Origin of the sequence: Pseudomonas sp. Irchel s3f19 (genome assembly GCF_900187555.1) — a bacterium.
GTDB lineage: Bacteria > Pseudomonadota > Gammaproteobacteria > Pseudomonadales > Pseudomonadaceae > Aquipseudomonas > Aquipseudomonas capeferrum.
In genome coordinates this window covers 77895-93555 of record NZ_FYDW01000018.1, presented here as the reverse complement: position 1 = coordinate 93555, position 15661 = coordinate 77895, and the positions used below count along the sequence as shown (strand labels likewise).

At 61.1% G+C, this 15661-nt stretch carries 15 protein-coding genes; 12 read left to right on the top strand and 3 right to left on the bottom strand.

Translation table 11 applies throughout. From position 1 onward, the window contains the following. Positions 1–321: 321 nt before the first annotated feature. The gene (locus CKW22_RS25875; RefSeq protein WP_033702566.1) at positions 322–1542 is read right to left on the bottom strand and encodes a CaiB/BaiF CoA-transferase family protein; all 1221 of its coding nucleotides are present in this window, start codon (positions 1540–1542) and stop codon (positions 322–324) included. 14 nt (positions 1543–1556) lie between these two features. Then, the gene (locus CKW22_RS25870; protein ID WP_047583850.1) at positions 1557–2738 is read right to left on the bottom strand and encodes an acyl-CoA dehydrogenase; all 1182 of its coding nucleotides are present in this window, start codon (positions 2736–2738) and stop codon (positions 1557–1559) included. A 163-nt stretch (positions 2739–2901) separates the two neighbouring features. Here CKW22_RS25870 and CKW22_RS25865 point away from each other — a divergent pair, with 163 nt between their 5' ends. The 10 genes from CKW22_RS25865 to CKW22_RS25820 all read left to right on the top strand — a co-directional run bounded on the left by CKW22_RS25865 (position 2902) and on the right by CKW22_RS25820 (position 12651). Next, entirely contained in the window at positions 2902–3801 is a 900-nt protein-coding gene (locus CKW22_RS25865) for a LysR family transcriptional regulator (protein WP_033702564.1), read from the top strand. Positions 3802–4237: 436 nt separating this feature from the next. Then, a complete protein-coding gene (locus CKW22_RS25860; RefSeq protein WP_033702563.1) occupies positions 4238–5359 on the top strand; it encodes a Re/Si-specific NAD(P)(+) transhydrogenase subunit alpha in 1122 nt (373 codons plus the stop codon). A gap of 11 nt (positions 5360–5370) precedes the next feature. Beyond that, positions 5371–5685: an NAD(P) transhydrogenase subunit alpha gene (locus CKW22_RS25855; protein WP_033702562.1), complete on the top strand. Its 315-nt coding sequence runs from the start codon at positions 5371–5373 to the stop codon at positions 5683–5685. Between the two features lie 2 nt (positions 5686–5687). Continuing rightward, positions 5688–7124, top strand: a complete 1437-nt coding sequence (locus CKW22_RS25850) for an NAD(P)(+) transhydrogenase (Re/Si-specific) subunit beta (RefSeq protein WP_095065511.1) — start codon at positions 5688–5690, stop codon at positions 7122–7124. Positions 7125–7312: 188 nt separating this feature from the next. After that, the gene (locus tag CKW22_RS25845) at positions 7313–8806 is read left to right on the top strand and encodes an acetyl-CoA hydrolase/transferase family protein (protein ID WP_033702560.1); all 1494 of its coding nucleotides are present in this window, start codon (positions 7313–7315) and stop codon (positions 8804–8806) included. Positions 8807–9125: 319 nt separating this feature from the next. Then, positions 9126–9341, top strand: coding sequence for a DUF1127 domain-containing protein (locus tag CKW22_RS25840; protein ID WP_012269957.1), 216 nt, complete (start codon positions 9126–9128; stop codon positions 9339–9341). Between the two features lie 292 nt (positions 9342–9633). Beyond that, positions 9634–9951 carry a DUF2388 domain-containing protein gene (locus CKW22_RS25835; RefSeq protein WP_033702558.1) on the top strand — a complete coding sequence of 106 codons (318 nt, stop codon included), beginning with the start codon at positions 9634–9636 and terminating at the stop codon, positions 9949–9951. 85 nt (positions 9952–10036) lie between these two features. Continuing rightward, positions 10037–10342, top strand: coding sequence for a DUF2388 domain-containing protein (locus CKW22_RS25830; protein WP_047583847.1), 306 nt, complete (start codon positions 10037–10039; stop codon positions 10340–10342). A gap of 36 nt (positions 10343–10378) precedes the next feature. Then, positions 10379–10699, top strand: coding sequence for a DUF2388 domain-containing protein (locus CKW22_RS25825; RefSeq protein WP_027591949.1), 321 nt, complete (start codon positions 10379–10381; stop codon positions 10697–10699). After that, positions 10696–12651, top strand: a complete 1956-nt coding sequence (locus tag CKW22_RS25820; RefSeq protein ID WP_095065509.1) for a DUF4105 domain-containing protein — start codon at positions 10696–10698, stop codon at positions 12649–12651. Before CKW22_RS25825 ends, CKW22_RS25820 begins: the two co-directional genes overlap by 4 nt. Positions 12652–12658: 7 nt before the next feature. On the opposite strand, the gene CKW22_RS25815 is transcribed toward CKW22_RS25820, so the two are convergent. Beyond that, a complete protein-coding gene (locus tag CKW22_RS25815) occupies positions 12659–13060 on the bottom strand; it encodes a GFA family protein (RefSeq protein ID WP_033702555.1) in 402 nt (133 codons plus the stop codon). A gap of 267 nt (positions 13061–13327) precedes the next feature. Here CKW22_RS25815 and CKW22_RS25810 point away from each other — a divergent pair, with 267 nt between their 5' ends. Both CKW22_RS25810 and CKW22_RS25805 read left to right on the top strand, forming a co-directional pair. Then, on the top strand, positions 13328–14635 hold the full coding sequence (locus tag CKW22_RS25810; protein WP_033702554.1) for a CitMHS family transporter: 1308 nt from the start codon (positions 13328–13330) through the stop codon (positions 14633–14635). 72 nt (positions 14636–14707) lie between these two features. Then, entirely contained in the window at positions 14708–15478 is a 771-nt protein-coding gene (locus CKW22_RS25805) for a TerC family protein (protein ID WP_033702553.1), read from the top strand. Positions 15479–15661: the final 183 nt, after the last annotated feature.

Below are 15661 nucleotides of genomic sequence, written 5' to 3'. Positions count from 1 at the left end.
TGCGAGAAACTCGTTTAGCTTCAAACACTTGACTCGCTGCGATCTCTCGTAGCGGGAGGCGAATCATACAGCGTTTAGAAGCGCTGTCAACCACCATCTTAACCGCTGACGATCTTTCGATCGGAGCACTTCAAACTTCATCTTGACTATTTAACTCATTGAATCTCAAGGAGTTTTTCGTTCCGACTACGCTGGAAGTGGGGCGCATTATAAGGGGATTCGAAACCGCGTCAACCCTTAATTCCAATAAACTTTGATATCGCCGAAAAGCAAAGCGGGGAGGCCTTCGGCCTCCCCGCTATTTCGTTGCTTTATATAGCCTTAAAGCACCCCGGCACTGCGCAAGCGGTGTACCGCCTCGGCATCCAGCCCCAATACATCACTCAATACCGCCTCGGTATGCTCACCCAGCAGCGGTGGCGCCCGTCGGTACTCTACCGGTGTCTCCGACAGCCGAATCGGGCTGGCCACCTGCGGCACGCTCCCAGCCAGCGGGTGCGCGATACTCACCGCCAAGCCACGCGCCACTACCTGCGGGTCCTGGAACATCTGCGCCAGGTCATTGATAGGCCCGCAGGGCACACCAGCCGTCTCCAGCTGGCTCACCCATTCTGCAGTGGTCTTGAATACCGTTGCCTGACGAATCAACGGAATCAGCTCACCACGATTGGCAACCCGCAGCTTGTTGGTAGCGAAGCGCGGGTCATCCGCCCATTGCGGCTGCCCCGCCACCTCGGCGAACTTGCGAAACTGACTGTCGTTACCCACGGTAAGAATGAAATCGCCATCGGCCGTGGGGAAGTCCTGGTAGGGCACGATGTTGGGATGCGCATTGCCCAGGCGCCGGGGCGGGTTGCCCGTAGTCAGGTAGTTCATGGCCTGGTTGGCCAGGCATGCCACCTGCACATCGAGCAATGCCATGTCGACATGCTGACCGATGCCGGTTTGATCCCGATGGGCGAGGGCGGCCAAGATAGCCACCGTCGAATACAGCCCAGTGAGGATGTCAGTCAGCGCCACGCCAACTTTCACCGGCCCCGCACCTTCCTCGCCCTCAGGCCGCCCGGTCAGGCTCATCAGCCCGCCCAGGCCCTGGATCATGAAGTCATAGCCTGCGCGCTTGGCATAAGGCCCCGTCTGACCGAAGCCAGTAATGGAGCAATAGATAAGCTTCGGGTTGAGTGCCTTCAGGCTTTGGTAATCCAGCCCGTAGGCCGCCAGGCCACCTACCTTGAAGTTCTCGATGACGATATCCGACTTGGCCGCTAGCTCACGCACCAGGCGCTGGCCTTCAGGCTGAGTGAAGTCGATCGTCACCGAACGCTTGTTGCGGTTGGCCGAAAGGTAATAAGCCGCCTCGCTGGTGTTCTCACCCTGGGCGTCCCGGAGAAAGGGCGGGCCCCACGAACGGGTATCATCGCCACTGCCCGGGCGCTCGACCTTGATCACGTCAGCACCAAGGTCAGCCAGAATCTGGCCAGACCAGGGGCCGGCCAACACGCGCGAAAGGTCCAGCACCCGCAGATGTGATAGCGCGCCCATGGGCTGGCTCCTTATTAATAGAAGGCCTGGATGCCGGTCTGTGCACGCCCCAGGATCAGCGCATGCACGTCATGGGTACCCTCATAGGTGTTGACCACCTCGAGGTTAACCAGGTGGCGGGCCACACCGAACTCGTCGGAAATGCCATTACCCCCGAGCATGTCGCGCGCCATGCGGGCGATATCCAGGGCCTTACCGCACGAGTTGCGCTTCATGATCGAAGTGATCTCGACAGCCGCCGTGCCTTCATCCTTCATACGCCCCAGGCGCAGGCAGCCCTGCAGTGCCAAGGTGATTTCGGTCTGCATGTCGGCGAGCTTTTTCTGGATCAACTGGTTGGCTGCAAGCGGGCGGCCGAACTGCTGACGGTCCAGGGTGTATTGACGCGCGGTATGCCAGCAGGCCTCGGCGGCGCCCAATGCCCCCCAGGAAATGCCATAGCGCGCCGAGTTCAAGCAGGTGAACGGGCCCTTGAGGCCACGCACGTCCGGGAAGATGTTCTCTTCAGGCACGAATACGTTGTCCATCACGATTTCGCCGGTGATCGAGGCGCGCAGGCCGACCTTGCCATGGATCGCCGGGGCACTGAGGCCTTCCCAGCCCTTTTCCAGCACGAAGCCGCGGATGTCGCCCGCGTCATCCTTGCCCCAGACCACGAACACATCGGCGATCGGGCTGTTGGTAATCCACATCTTGCTGCCGGTCAGGCGGTAGCCACCGTCGACCTTCCGGGCACGGGTGATCATCGAACCCGGGTCGGATCCATGGTTAGGCTCGGTCAGGCCAAAGCAGCCGATCCATTCACCACTGGCCAGTTTGGGGAGGTACTTCTGCTTCTGCGCCTCGGTGCCAAATTCGTTGATCGGCACCATCACCAGGGAAGACTGCACGCTCATCATTGAGCGATAGCCCGAGTCGATGCGCTCTACCTCGCGTGCAATCAACCCGTAGCACACATAATTCAGGCCGCTGCCGCCGTACTGTTCGGGAATGGTCGCACCCAGCAAACCGATTTCGCCCATCTCGCGGAAGATTGCTGGGTCGGTCCGCTCATGGCGGAAGGCCTCGAGCACGCGCGGCGCCAGCTTGTCCTGGGCAAACTGATAAGCGCTGTCACGCACCATGCGCTCTTCTTCAGTGAGCTGCTGATCCAGCAACAGCGGATCGATCCAGTGGAAGCTTGCTTTACCGGCCATGAGCGAAATCCTCGATATAGAGAGAGCAAATTCTTGTGCCCTTGAGCCTAGGCCTGATCGGCTGCCGGGACAAACGAGGATTGCGCACGGATTAGTGATAATTTATCACTCCGTAAATCGGCAAAACGCCACATTGACAGCCTTACAAGTGAGGTTGACGTACATGCGCCGCAAGATCCCCAGTACCGCCGCCTTGGTCTGCTTCGAGGCGGCGGCGCGTAACGAGAGCTTTACCAAGGCTGCGCAAGAGCTTGCGCTGACCCAGGGCGCCGTTTGTCGGCAGATCGGTGGCCTGGAGGCCTTCCTTAATGTCGAACTGTTTCGTCGCTCACGGCGTGGGGTAAAGCTGACCGAGGCGGGCCTGTCTTATAGTCGCCAGGTCGCCGCGCAGCTGGATGCCGTTGAGCGCGACACCCTGTCGGTGATGCGCCAGCAAGGCGCCAACGTGATCGAACTGGCCGTGGTGCCGACCTTTGGCACCCAATGGCTGCTGCCCAGGCTCAAGGACTTCCAGCAGGGCCACCCGGACGTCACCGTCAACCTGACCAACCGCACCCGCCCGTTCCTATTCGCCGACACCGCCTTTGATGCCGCCATCTATTTCGGTGATGCCGATTGGTCAGGCACCCAATCACACCGGCTGATGGGCGAGAACCCTGTACCCGTGTGCAGCCCGGCCATGCTGGACGGGCAGGGCATGCTCGACGCCCGGCGCATTGCGCAACTGCCCTTGCTGCAGCAGACCACACGCCCGTATGCCTGGCGACAGTGGTTCGCCAGCCTGGGCATGAACGTGGAGCGCGACATGACAGGCCCACGCTATGAACTATTCTCCATGCTCGCGCAGGCGGCGATGCACGACATGGGCGTCGCGCTGATCCCACCCTTCCTGATCCAGCGTGAGTTGCAGGAGGGTAGGTTGGTGGTCGCTAACAGGCATGCCCTGAGCAGCGACAAGGCCTACTATCTGATGATTCCCGAGCGCAAGGTTGAGTCCGCTTCGCTGCGCGCCTTCCGCGACTGGCTGGTGGCACAAGCCAAGCAATACACGGCGTCAACGTAGGAATACGGTGCAACCTGACCCCGTAGTCAATTATTTTAAACACCTACAGATATATGTATTTGTCGCATATACGTAAACAGTTATGCAAGCCTGAAAATCCCCTTTAACCCTGCTGACTACGCGGCTTTCAGGGCGAAATTGCGACATTCACCAAGTCGTAAGCGAATTAGGGCCATTTTTTTTGATTTTTTCTCCTAATCTCCCAATAGCCCATGTTTGACGGGCTGCGACGGTAGGCTTGCGACATACGGTCACAGGGTGACTTGTAGTTTTAACTTCGTTTCGCTCCATAACCGGTTGTAGGCCCCCGGGTTCATCTGCAAAATGCCTGGCCCGCCTAGGACTCGGCGGGTTGACGCTCAACGACCGCACCAGCGCACCACCCGAAGTACGCTGGCTTCCACAAAGACAAAAGGTCACCGCAGGAGATAAAGTCGTGCACATTGGTGTTCCTCTCGAGACGCAGACGGGTGAGACAAGGGTCGCCGCGACCCCTGAAACCATCAAAAAACTGGTTGCTCAAGGCCATCAGGTCACCGTCCAACGGGGGGCAGGGCTAAACGCCAGCATTCCGGACAGTGCCTATGAGGCCGTGGGCGCCTCCCTGGGAAGCGCCGCCGACGCCTATGGCGCGCAACTCGTACTCAAAGTGGTCGCGCCCAATGATCAGGAGCTCGCGCTGATCAGCAGTGGCAGCCTGCTGGTGGGGATGCTCAACCCGTTCAACGGCGAACTGATCGGCAAGATGGCCGACCGCGGCATCACTGCCTTCGCCCTGGAAGCAGCGCCACGTACCTCACGTGCGCAAAGCCTCGACGTACTGTCGTCGCAGGCCAACATCGCCGGTTACAAGGCAGTGCTGCTGGCCGCTCACTACTACCCGCGCTTCATGCCCATGCTGATGACCGCTGCCGGCACCGTTAAGGCTGCCCGCGTGCTGATTCTGGGCGCCGGCGTTGCAGGGCTGCAGGCCATTGCCACGGCCAAGCGCATGGGCGCCGTGATCGAGGCCTCGGATGTGCGCCCCGCCGTCAAGGAGCAGATCGAGTCGCTGGGCGCCAAGTTCATCGATGTGCCTTACGAAACCGACGAGGAGCGTGAGTGCGCCGAAGGCGTGGGTGGCTATGCGCGGCCGATGCCGGCCAGCTGGATGCAGCGCCAGGCCCAGGCCGTACACGAGCGCGCCAAGCAGGCCGATATCGTCATCACCACGGCACTGATCCCGGGCCGCAAGGCGCCGACCCTGCTCAGCGCTGAAACCGTCGCGCAAATGAAGCCGGGCTCGGTGGTCATCGACCTGGCGGCAGCCCAAGGCGGCAACTGCCCGCTGACCGTTGCCGACCAGGTGGTGCTGGAAAACGGCGTGACCATCGTCGGCCCCACCAACCTGCCAGCCCAGGTGGGGGCCGATGCGTCGGCGCTGTACGCACGCAACCTGCTGGACTTCATGAAGCTGTTGTTCGACAAGGACAACGCGCTGGTCATCAACCTCGAAGACGATATCGTCGCGGCCTGCCTCATGTGCCGCGACGGGCAAGTCGTCCGCAAGAACGGCTAAGGAGCACGACAATGGAAGACATGCTGATTTCCCATGGCATCTACAACCTGATCATCTTCGTGCTGGCCATCTATGTGGGCTACCACGTCGTGTGGAACGTTACCCCGGCATTGCACACGCCGCTGATGGCGGTCACCAACGCCATCTCCGCCATCGTCATCGTCGGCGCCATGCTGGCCGCCGCGCTGACCGTGACACCGGCCGGCAAGGTGATGGGTACGCTCGCCGTGGCCTTGGCCGCAGTCAACGTGTTCGGTGGCTTCCTGGTCACCCGTCGCATGCTTGAGATGTTCAAGAAGAAAGCCAAGAACGAGGCGAAGAAGTAAGCATGAGCATGAATCTGGTAACGCTTCTCTACCTGGTCGCCTCGATCTGCTTCATCCAGGCGCTCAAGGGCCTTTCGCACCCGACCACGTCACGCCGCGGCAACCTGTTCGGCATGATCGGCATGGGCTTGGCCATCATCACCACCGTTGGCCTCATCTATAAGCTGGGCGCAGAGCTTGCCACCGCCGGCATCGGCTATGTGATCGTCGGCCTGCTGGTCGGCGGCACCGCTGGCTCGGTCATGGCCAAGCGAGTCGAGATGACCAAGATGCCGGAGCTGGTCGCCTTCATGCACAGCATGATCGGCCTGGCTGCGGTATTCATCGCCATTGCCGCCGTGCTTGAGCCCCAGTCGATGGGCATCGTCGCCGCCATCAGCGACCCGATCCCCACCGGCAACCGCCTGGAGCTGTTCCTCGGTGCAGCCATTGGTGCCATCACCTTCTCGGGTTCGGTAATCGCCTTCGGCAAGCTGTCGGGCAAGTACAAGTTCCGCCTGTTCCAGGGCGCACCGGTACAGTTCGCCGGCCAGCACAAGCTGAACCTGATCCTTGGCCTGACCACCATCGCCCTTGGCCTGCTGTTCACCTTCACCGGCCATTACAGTGCCTTCACCCTGATGCTGGCCCTGGCCTTCATCATGGGCGTACTGATCATTATCCCGATCGGTGGCGCGGACATGCCGGTGGTGGTGTCGATGCTCAACAGCTATTCGGGCTGGGCCGCTGCAGGTATCGGCTTCTCGCTGAACAACTCGATGCTGATCATTGCAGGCTCACTGGTCGGCTCCAGCGGTGCGATCCTCTCGTACATCATGTGCAAGGCGATGAACCGTTCGTTCTTCAACGTCATCCTCGGCGGCTTCGGTGGCGCGACGGATGTTGCAGGCCCAGCGGGCGCCCAGGAAGCTCGCCCGGTAAAATCCGGCTCGGCCGACGACGCCACCTTCCTGCTCAGCAATGCCGACACGGTGATCATCGTGCCTGGCTACGGCCTGGCGGTTGCCCGTGCCCAGCACGCGTTGAAGGAGCTGACCGAGAAGCTGACCCACAACGGCGTGACTGTGAAGTACGCGATCCACCCGGTGGCAGGCCGTATGCCAGGGCACATGAACGTGCTGCTGGCCGAAGCCGAAGTGCCTTACGACCAGGTGTTCGAGATGGACGACATCAACGCCGAGTTTGGCCAGGCCGATGTGGTACTGGTGCTGGGCGCCAACGACGTGGTCAACCCGGCAGCGAAGAACGACCCCAAATCGCCGATTGCCGGCATGCCGATCCTTGAGGCGTTCAAGGCCAAGACCATCATCGTCAACAAGCGCTCCATGGCCAGTGGCTATGCAGGCCTGGACAACGAACTGTTCTACCTGGACAAGACCATGATGGTATTCGGTGATGCCAAGAAGGTAATCGAGGATATGGTCAAAGCAGTGGAATAACCCCACCGCGGTAAACCGTGCGCTATATAAGAAGCCCCGCCGAGAAATCTGCGGGGCTTTTTGCATTTGCCTGATCCAGATCAACGGCTCTACTTCCGGGCTTCTCATACGACCATGGTCGTGGGACGGCAACCGGCGAAATCTCTAGACTGCGCTCCAGTAGCTTCAGTAGCCTGAGATAACAATCCATGTACCGTGATCGTATCCGCTTGTCCTCCCTGCACAGCAAGGTAATGAGTGCGGCTGATGCCGCTGGTCTGATCGAGGACGGCATGACCGTCGGCATGAGCGGTTTCACCCGCGCCGGCGAAGCCAAAGCCGTACCCCATGCCCTGGCCGAACGTGCCAAGCAGTCGCCACTGAAAATCAGCCTGATGACCGGCGCCAGCCTGGGTAATGACCTGGACAAGCAGCTGACCGAGGCCGGCGTGCTGGCCCGCCGCATGCCCTTCCAGGTCGACAGCACCTTGCGCAAGGCCATCAACGATGGCCAGGTGATGTTCATCGACCAGCACCTTTCGGAAACCGTCGAACAATTGCGCAACCAGCAGCTCAAGCTGCCGGACATCGCGGTTATCGAAGCAGTGGCCATTACCGAGCAAGGCCACATCGTGCCGACCACCTCGGTGGGCAACTCGGCCAGCTTCGCGATCTTCGCCAAGCAAGTGATCGTCGAGATCAACCTGTCGCACAACGCCAACCTCGAAGGCCTGCACGACATCTATATCCCGACCTACCGCCCGACCCGCACACCGATCCCGTTGGTCAAGGTCGATGATCGCATCGGCAGCATGGCCATCCCGATCGACCCGGCCAAGATTGTCGGTATCGTCATCAGCGACCAGCCGGACTCGCCGTCCACCGTATTGCCGCCTGACCACGAGACCCAAGGCATCGCCGACCACCTGATCAACTTCCTCAAGAAGGAAGTCGACGCCGGCCGTATGACCAACAAGCTCGGCCCGCTGCAGGCCGGTATCGGCAGCATCGCCAACGCGGTGATGTGCGGTTTGATCGATTCGCCGTTCGAAGACCTGACCATGTACTCCGAAGTACTGCAGGACTCGACCTTCGACCTGATCGACGCTGGCAAGCTGAGCTTCGCCTCGGGCAGCTCGATTACCTTGTCGTCCCGCCGCAATGCGGATGTGTTCGGCAACCTGGAGCGTTACAAGGACAAGCTGGTGCTGCGTCCGCAAGAGATCTCCAACCACCCCGAGGTGGTACGTCGCCTAGGCATCATCGGTATCAACACCGCACTGGAGTTCGATATCTACGGCAACGTCAACTCCACCCACGTCTGCGGCACGCGGATGATGAACGGCATCGGCGGTTCTGGCGATTTCGCCCGTAACGCCCACCTGGCGGTGTTCGTCACCAAGTCGATTGCCAAGGGTGGTGCGATTTCCAGCGTGGTGCCGATGGTCAGCCACGTTGACCACACCGAGCACGATGTCGACATCCTGGTCACCGAGCAGGGCCTGGCAGACTTGCGCGGCCTGGCGCCACGCGAGCGCGCCCGGGCGATCATCGACAACTGTGTGCACCCGGATTACCGCGCAGCGCTTAACGATTACTTCGAGCGTGCGTGCCAACGGGGTGGCCATACCCCGCACATTCTGCGCGAGGCGCTGAGCTGGCACGAAAACCTGGAAGAAACTGGGCGCATGCTCGCCAGTTGATCGGTTGGGAGGGGGCTGCTGCACAGCAGCCCTTTCGCGACGCAAGGTCGCCCCACTAGCAGCCCTAATAAACTGTACTACTGTACTGGTCATCACGCTTCAAGCCCGCCTTCACAAACCTCTCTCTACTCATTAACGCACCATAAAAGTGCAGACCAGTACAGTTGCGCCTATTTCGAGTGCAACAGTAGGATTACACAGTTAACTGAACCATCGTAATGCAACAGAACTGTATCTACTGTTATGGACAAGAGAGGAGGATCATTGGCATCAGTTAAATCACTACCTAATCCCGCCATAAGCGGAAGGATGAAACATCATGGAACGTACACTCAGTTCCGGTCTGGTTTTTGAAAGCAACGCCCAGCAATCCAACGCTTCAATGCCTCTGCGCGCTCTGTCCACCCTGCTGCTGTGGCAGCGTCGCATGGCCAGCCGCCGTCAACTGGCTCGCCTGGACTCCCGCCTGCTGGCCGACGCTGGTATCAGCGAGTCGCAGCGTTACGAAGAGCTGAGCAAGCCTTTCTGGCGCTAAGCTCCGGCTTGCCGGCTGCGGCCGGCACCGCAAATTCCAAACCCGTTGCAGGTGACTGCAACGGGTTTTTTGTGTCTGACCCTCGTGCTAGAGCACTTGGCAGCACAACAGGTACAGTTTATTTAAAATCATAAACACACCAGCACAGTTTTTGAGCGCGCCGTTCATTAACATCCAGAAACACCGGCGCGTGATACGCTTGGCTTAACAGTCTGGTAGAACCGGATGTTGAAAAGTACCGAGGCGCGCAGTGCGAGCGTCCGATTAGCAGAATCCCCAGGAGTCCACGATCATGTCCCGTAAACATCTGATTGGCGCCGCCCTGATGCTGAGCCTGGCAGGCACCGCCAGCGCCACCAGCTTCGTCGTCACCACCGACGCAGTCGTGGGCGCTGTAGCCGCCTCGACCGACGCCACTTCCGACGTGTCTTCGTCGTTCCGCGACGACAAGATCGTCCAGGCCGCCCGTGACGACGCCGCCAGCTTCGTCGGCAGCCAAGGCGCTATTCGCGGCGCCAAGCTGGAAAGCGCCTTCCTGCACATTCGTGGGCAGATGCCAACCCTGCAGGCCAGCGACGCACAGTTGGCACAGGCCATCCTGGCGCTCTGACCTGCAACTGAGCCGTGCGGCTCGTGGGGTTCGCCCGCACAGCCGCACGCGCCTTCACGCCCACGTTTCAAGCCTTTAGAAGCCCATGCGTTATCTTTTGCCGTTTTTGTTCGCCGCCGTTGGCGTGCCCCTGAGCATGGCAAGTGCCCATGCCATGGACACCACCACACAAAGCCTGGTCATCACCGGCTATGTCACCAGCCAAGTCACCACCGCGCCGTTTGACCGCAAGCTGGTCAGCCAGGCCCGTGACGATGCAGCAGCATTCGTCGCCAGCGATGGCATGATTCGCGGTGCGCGCCTGGAAGCGGCTCTCGATTCACTGCGCCACCACTGTGCACGGCAGGCTGTCGGCGACCTGGAACTGGCGCAGGCAATTCTCGTCCAATGACTACACCTGACTCCCTGTATTTTTCGGAGATGCTCCATGCGTAAACCGCTGATCGCCGCTACCCTCGGCATGCTGCTGCTGGCCGACCTGGCCCAGGCACAGACTCTGGTGGCCACCAGCAATATCATCGTGCGCGCCTTCGGCCGCTCGATCGATTTCACCTCAGACACCACTACATCGATCCGTGACTCCAAAGTCGTGCGTGAAGCGCACGACGATGCTGCCAGCTTCGTCGCCAGCAACGGTGACATCCGTGGCGCCCAACTCGAGGCTGCCTTCAACACCCTGCGCGAGCGCCTGCCTGAAGCGCGTGGCGCCAGCGACCAGGTACTGGCCGAAGCCATCCTGGCACTGTGAACCAGGTGCGTGCCTGGCTGCTCGGCTGCGCCCTGACGCTGCTCGGTACGCCCGCCCTGGCCGACCTGCAGCTGGTGCTGCAGGCTTCCGGCCTCGACCCTCAACAAACTCAAGCCAGCCAGGCACTGCTCGACGAAGCGCTGGGCAAGCTGCCGCCGCGCTTCAAACAGCAACTGGACCGGCGTGTGCTGGTCAGCTGGAGCGCGCGCATGCCTGCCGACGCGTATGGCCAGGCATCGCTGGTTTCCACCCTGGAGCTCAACAGCCGCCTGTTGCCAGGGCTGGCTGATGGCAGCGCCGCCCACGAACGTACCGACCGCCCGCATGGCACCGTGCGGGAGGAGCTGTTGGCCACTGTGCTGCATGAGCTGACCCACATTTACGACCGCGCACGGCTATGGCCCGCTACCGAGCGCTCGCTGATCGCCCGCTGCAAGCGCCAGCAGGGCACCGTGGGCAAAGTCGGCCTGCCAGAGGTGTGCCGCGGCCAGGCCGAGCGGCGCTTCACCTTGAGCGATGACCCGCGCCTGCTCGACCTTGCCGGCTGGCAGCAGTATGTCGGCCGCCGTGGCGAACGCGAGCAGCACAACGGCCAGTTCGTGCGCAGCCCCGACAGCTATGAGCTGAGCAGCCCCAAGGAATTCATCGCGGTCAACATGGAGTACTTCCTCCTCGACCCGAGCTATGCCTGCCGGCGCCCAGCCTTGAACCAGTACCTGCGCGACCACTTCGGCTGGGCCCCCGAGCAACAAGCCTGTGCCAAAGGCCTGCCGTTCCTCAATGCCGGCAGCGACTTCGCCCGCCAGCCGCTGGGCGAGATCGACCCCGAGCGCGTCTATGAAGTCGACTACCTGCTGGCCGAAGCCAATCAGAACTGGGTCAGCCGCTGGGGCCACAGCATGCTGCGCCTGGTCATCTGCAAGCCTGGCCGGCCGCGCGGCCCGGATTGCCGCCTGGACCTCGACCAGCACCTGGTGCTGTCGTACCGCGCCTTCGTCAACGATGTGCAGCTGTCCAGTTGGGACGGCCTGGTCGGCGCTTACCCGTCGCGGCTGTTCGTGCTGCCCTTGGGCCAGGTGATCGACGAATACACCAAGACCGAGCTGCGCAGCCTGGCCTCGATCCCGCTCAGGCTCGACCGCCAGGAAGTCGAGAGCCTGGTGCGCCAGGCTGCAGAAATGCACTGGAGCTACGACGGCAATTACTACTTCCTGTCCAACAACTGCGCGGTCGAGTCGCTGAAACTGCTACGCAGCGGCACGGCTAACCCACGCCTGAACGACCTGGACAGCATCATGCCCAACGGCTTGCTGGAGGTGCTCAAAGGGCGGGGCATTGCCGATACCCGTGTGCTCGATGACCCGCGCGAAGCGCTGCGCCTGGGTTACCGCTTCGACTCCTACCGCGACCGCTACCAGGCCATGTTCGACGTGCTGAAAAAACAGCTGCCGATCAAGCAGGACAAGGTCGAGGACTGGCTGGCCCTGGATGCCGAGCAGCGCCGCAGCTGGTTCGCCCAGGCCGACCTACGCACCAGCGCCGCCTTGCTGCTGCTGGAACAGGCCAGCTTGCGGCGCCAGCTGTTGCTGGCCCAGGACGAAGTCAAGCAGCGCTACCTGAACGCTGCTGCACTGAAGGATGGCAGCATCGACAAGGCCAACCAGACGCTGCAGCAGATGCTCGCCAACAGCGGTTTTCTCAGCCGCCCGGCAGAACTGCTCGATGCCAAAGGCTACGGCCTACCGCAGCCTGATGAGCGCAAGCACCTGGAGAAGGTCAGCAGCGAGCGGCAGGCCCAGTTGCTGCGGCTGAGCACCGACCTGGACAAAGAGGTGAGGGCGCTGCTGGACCCGTCGCGGGCCAAGGAAATTGCTGCGATCGAGGCCAACGTGAAGCAAGTGGGCGAGCATTTGCGGGCATTGCACAAGGCCGCAGGTGGGCTGCAGTTGTAGGAGAGGCCTACAAGCTTTCCTCAGCCTCGCCCGGCAAGTCCTCATCCAGGTGCAACCAGGGCAACCGGCTACCAATCCAGATATGCCGGTTGGCCCGTACCCGTTCCGGGTGGTCCAGCGTCGCCACCGTCACATCGATGCTGTGCGGGCTGTGCGCAGTGACCAGTGCCACATGCGCCCCGCAATGCCCACAGAAGTACCGGCTGCAACTGGCCGGTGCCACGTAGCAGTTCGGCTCGCCCGCCAACCATTGAAAACCCGATCGGGGCAGAGTCAGCCAGGTCACCACCAAACCACCACTGACCCGCCGACAAATCGTGCAATGGCAGTGGGCAACATCCGTCAGCGCGCCCTCCAACCGATAACGCAAGGCGCCACAATGGCAGCCACCCTCGGTCACATCCTGCATCACCTACCTCCTGTCGCCTTTGTCTCAGCGAAAGCTGGCTGAAAGCTTGCCCTCATAGGATAGCGCCCACTACCGGCACAAGACCGGTCAGCCAGGGCATCCGGAATTTTCCGCGCCCGGCCCAATCAACAACAACAATGGTGATTCTGATGTATTCCTGTGCCCGCCTTCTCGTAGTGCCCCTTCGCAAGCTCCCTGCGCAGCGCCCGACGCGCTGATCCGCCCGAATCGACTGTCCTTTCGCCGCGCCACGCCTGGAGTATTGCCATGCTGACCTTCCTCGGCTTTGCCATGGTCATCACCTTCATGTACCTGATCATGACCAAGCGCCTGTCGGCCTTGATCGCGCTGATCCTGGTACCGATCCTGTTCGCCCTGTTCGGTGGTTTTTCCGCCAAGATCGGCCCGATGATGCTCGAAGGCATCAGCAAACTCGCGCCCACCGGCGTGATGTTGATGTTCGCCATTCTCTATTTCGCCCTGATGATCGACTCTGGCCTGTTCGACCCGGCCGTGCGCAAGATCCTCAAGCTGGTCAAAGGTGACCCGCTGAAAGTCTCGGTGGGCACCGCCGTGCTGGCCCTGGTGGTCTCGCTCGACGGTGACGGCGCCACCACCTACATGATCTGCTGCGCCGCCATGTTGCCGATGTACAGCCGCTTGGGCATGAGCCCGCGGATCATGGCCGGGCTGATCATTCTCGCCGGCGGTGTGATGAACATGACCCCGTGGGGTGGCCCGACCGCCCGCGCCGCCAGCGCCCTGCACGTGGACCCATCGGACATTTTCGTGCCGATGATCCCGGCGATGCTGTTCGGCGTGCTGGCGATCCTGGCCATTGCCTATATGTACGGCAAACGCGAGCGCGCTCGTCTGGGTGAACTGCACCTGCCGACCGACGACATCGACCACAGCGAAATCACCGTTTCGCAGTACCCGGATGCGCGTCGCCCCAAGCTCCTGTACTTCAACGGCGCCCTCACCGCAGCCCTGATGGTTGCCCTGATCGCAGGCGTACTGCCACTGCCGGTGCTGTTCATGATCGCCTTCAGCATCGCCATGATCGTCAACTACCCCTGCCTGCAACAGCAGAAAGATCGCATTGCCGCCCATGCCGGCAGCGTGCTGGCCGTCACCGGGCTGATCTTCGCCGCAGGTATCTTCACCGGCATCCTGTCGGGCACCGGCATGGTCGATGCCATGTCCAAGAGCCTGCTGGCGGTCATCCCCGATGCAATGGGTCCGTACCTGGCGGTGATCACTGCGATCGTGAGCATGCCGTTCACCTTCTTCATGTCCAACGACGCCTTCTACTACGGCGTGTTGCCGGTGCTTGCCGAAGCGGCCAGCCACTATGGCATCAGCCCGGTCGAGATGGCCCGTGCGTCGATCGTCGGCCAGCCGGTACACCTGCTCAGCCCCCTGGTACCCTCCACCTACCTGCTGGTGGCCCTGGCCGGCATCGAATTCGGCGACCACCAGCGCTTCACCTTGAAGTGGGCAGTTCTGGTGTGCCTGTGCATAATGCTCGCCGCATTGCTGATGGGCATTTTCCCGCTGTTCAGTAGTCTTTAATAAACACGTATTACCCTACCGCGACGCGCCCCTTGTCCGGGCGCGTCGCCTTTATCGCTCGAAGGAATACACATGGAATGGCTGACCAGCCCGGAAATCTGGGTTGCCTTTTTCACCCTCACCGCGCTTGAGATCGTGCTCGGGATCGACAACATCATCATGATCTCGATCCTGGTCAGCCGCATGCCCAAGCACATGCAGCCACGTACCCGGATCTTCGGCCTGGCCCTGGCCATGGTCACGCGCATCCTCTTGCTGCTGTCGATCACCTGGGTCATGCGCCTGACTGCCGACCTGTTCGAGGTCTTCGGCCATGGCATCTCCGGGCGCGACCTGATCCTGTTCTTCGGTGGCCTGTTCCTGCTGTGGAAGAGCTCGCAGGAGATCTACCACGGCCTGGAAGGCGAAGACGAAAGCAGCGACGAGCCCAAAGGCGCGGGCGGCAAGTTCTTCTACACCATCATCCAGATCGCCATCATCGACATCGTGTTCTCGCTGGACTCGGTGATCACCGCAGTGGGCATGGTGTCCCATGTGCCGGTGATGATCGCCGCCATCGTCGTCGCCGTGCTGGTGATGATGCTGTGCGCCGGTGCCATCAGCAACTTCATCGACAAGCACCCTTCGCTGAAGATGCTCGCGCTGTCGTTCCTGATCGTGGTCGGTACCGTACTGATCGCCGAATCGTTCGACGTGCATGTGCCAAAAGGCTACGTCTACTTCGCCATGGCGTTCTCGCTGGCGGTGGAAGCGATCAACATCCGTATGCGCACTGCCTTGTCGCGCAAGGATGGCAAAGAGAATGATCCGGTGAAACTGCGCAAGGACATTCCGGGTCAATAAACCCAGGAAGCGTTTTGCAGAAAAGGGCCCTTCGGGGCTCTTTTTCGTTTATGCGGCCACAGAAATACAGGGCAATCATTCATGCGCGGTGTGTTTCAAATGAGTGACAGCCATGCGAAGCTGGCAACAGCTGCGCAAAACAACTAAAGCTTTGAGTGGGCACTGAAATTTCTCAAGCGCCCA

Coding starts and splice junctions, on each gene's coding strand:
- CKW22_RS25875 (WP_033702566.1), bottom strand. CDS start 1,542: ATGGGCGCGCTATCACATCTGCGGGTGCTGGACCTTTCGCGCGTGTTG.
- CKW22_RS25870 (WP_047583850.1), bottom strand. CDS start 2,738: ATGGCCGGTAAAGCAAGCTTCCACTGGATCGATCCGCTGTTGCTGGAT.
- CKW22_RS25865 (WP_033702564.1), top strand. CDS start 2,902: ATGCGCCGCAAGATCCCCAGTACCGCCGCCTTGGTCTGCTTCGAGGCG.
- CKW22_RS25855 (WP_033702562.1), top strand. CDS start 5,371: ATGGAAGACATGCTGATTTCCCATGGCATCTACAACCTGATCATCTTC.
- CKW22_RS25850 (WP_095065511.1), top strand. CDS start 5,688: ATGAGCATGAATCTGGTAACGCTTCTCTACCTGGTCGCCTCGATCTGC.
- CKW22_RS25845 (WP_033702560.1), top strand. CDS start 7,313: ATGTACCGTGATCGTATCCGCTTGTCCTCCCTGCACAGCAAGGTAATG.
- CKW22_RS25840 (WP_012269957.1), top strand. CDS start 9,126: ATGGAACGTACACTCAGTTCCGGTCTGGTTTTTGAAAGCAACGCCCAG.
- CKW22_RS25835 (WP_033702558.1), top strand. CDS start 9,634: ATGTCCCGTAAACATCTGATTGGCGCCGCCCTGATGCTGAGCCTGGCA.
- CKW22_RS25830 (WP_047583847.1), top strand. CDS start 10,037: ATGCGTTATCTTTTGCCGTTTTTGTTCGCCGCCGTTGGCGTGCCCCTG.
- CKW22_RS25825 (WP_027591949.1), top strand. CDS start 10,379: ATGCGTAAACCGCTGATCGCCGCTACCCTCGGCATGCTGCTGCTGGCC.
- CKW22_RS25815 (WP_033702555.1), bottom strand. CDS start 13,060: ATGCAGGATGTGACCGAGGGTGGCTGCCATTGTGGCGCCTTGCGTTAT.
- CKW22_RS25810 (WP_033702554.1), top strand. CDS start 13,328: ATGCTGACCTTCCTCGGCTTTGCCATGGTCATCACCTTCATGTACCTG.
- CKW22_RS25805 (WP_033702553.1), top strand. CDS start 14,708: ATGGAATGGCTGACCAGCCCGGAAATCTGGGTTGCCTTTTTCACCCTC.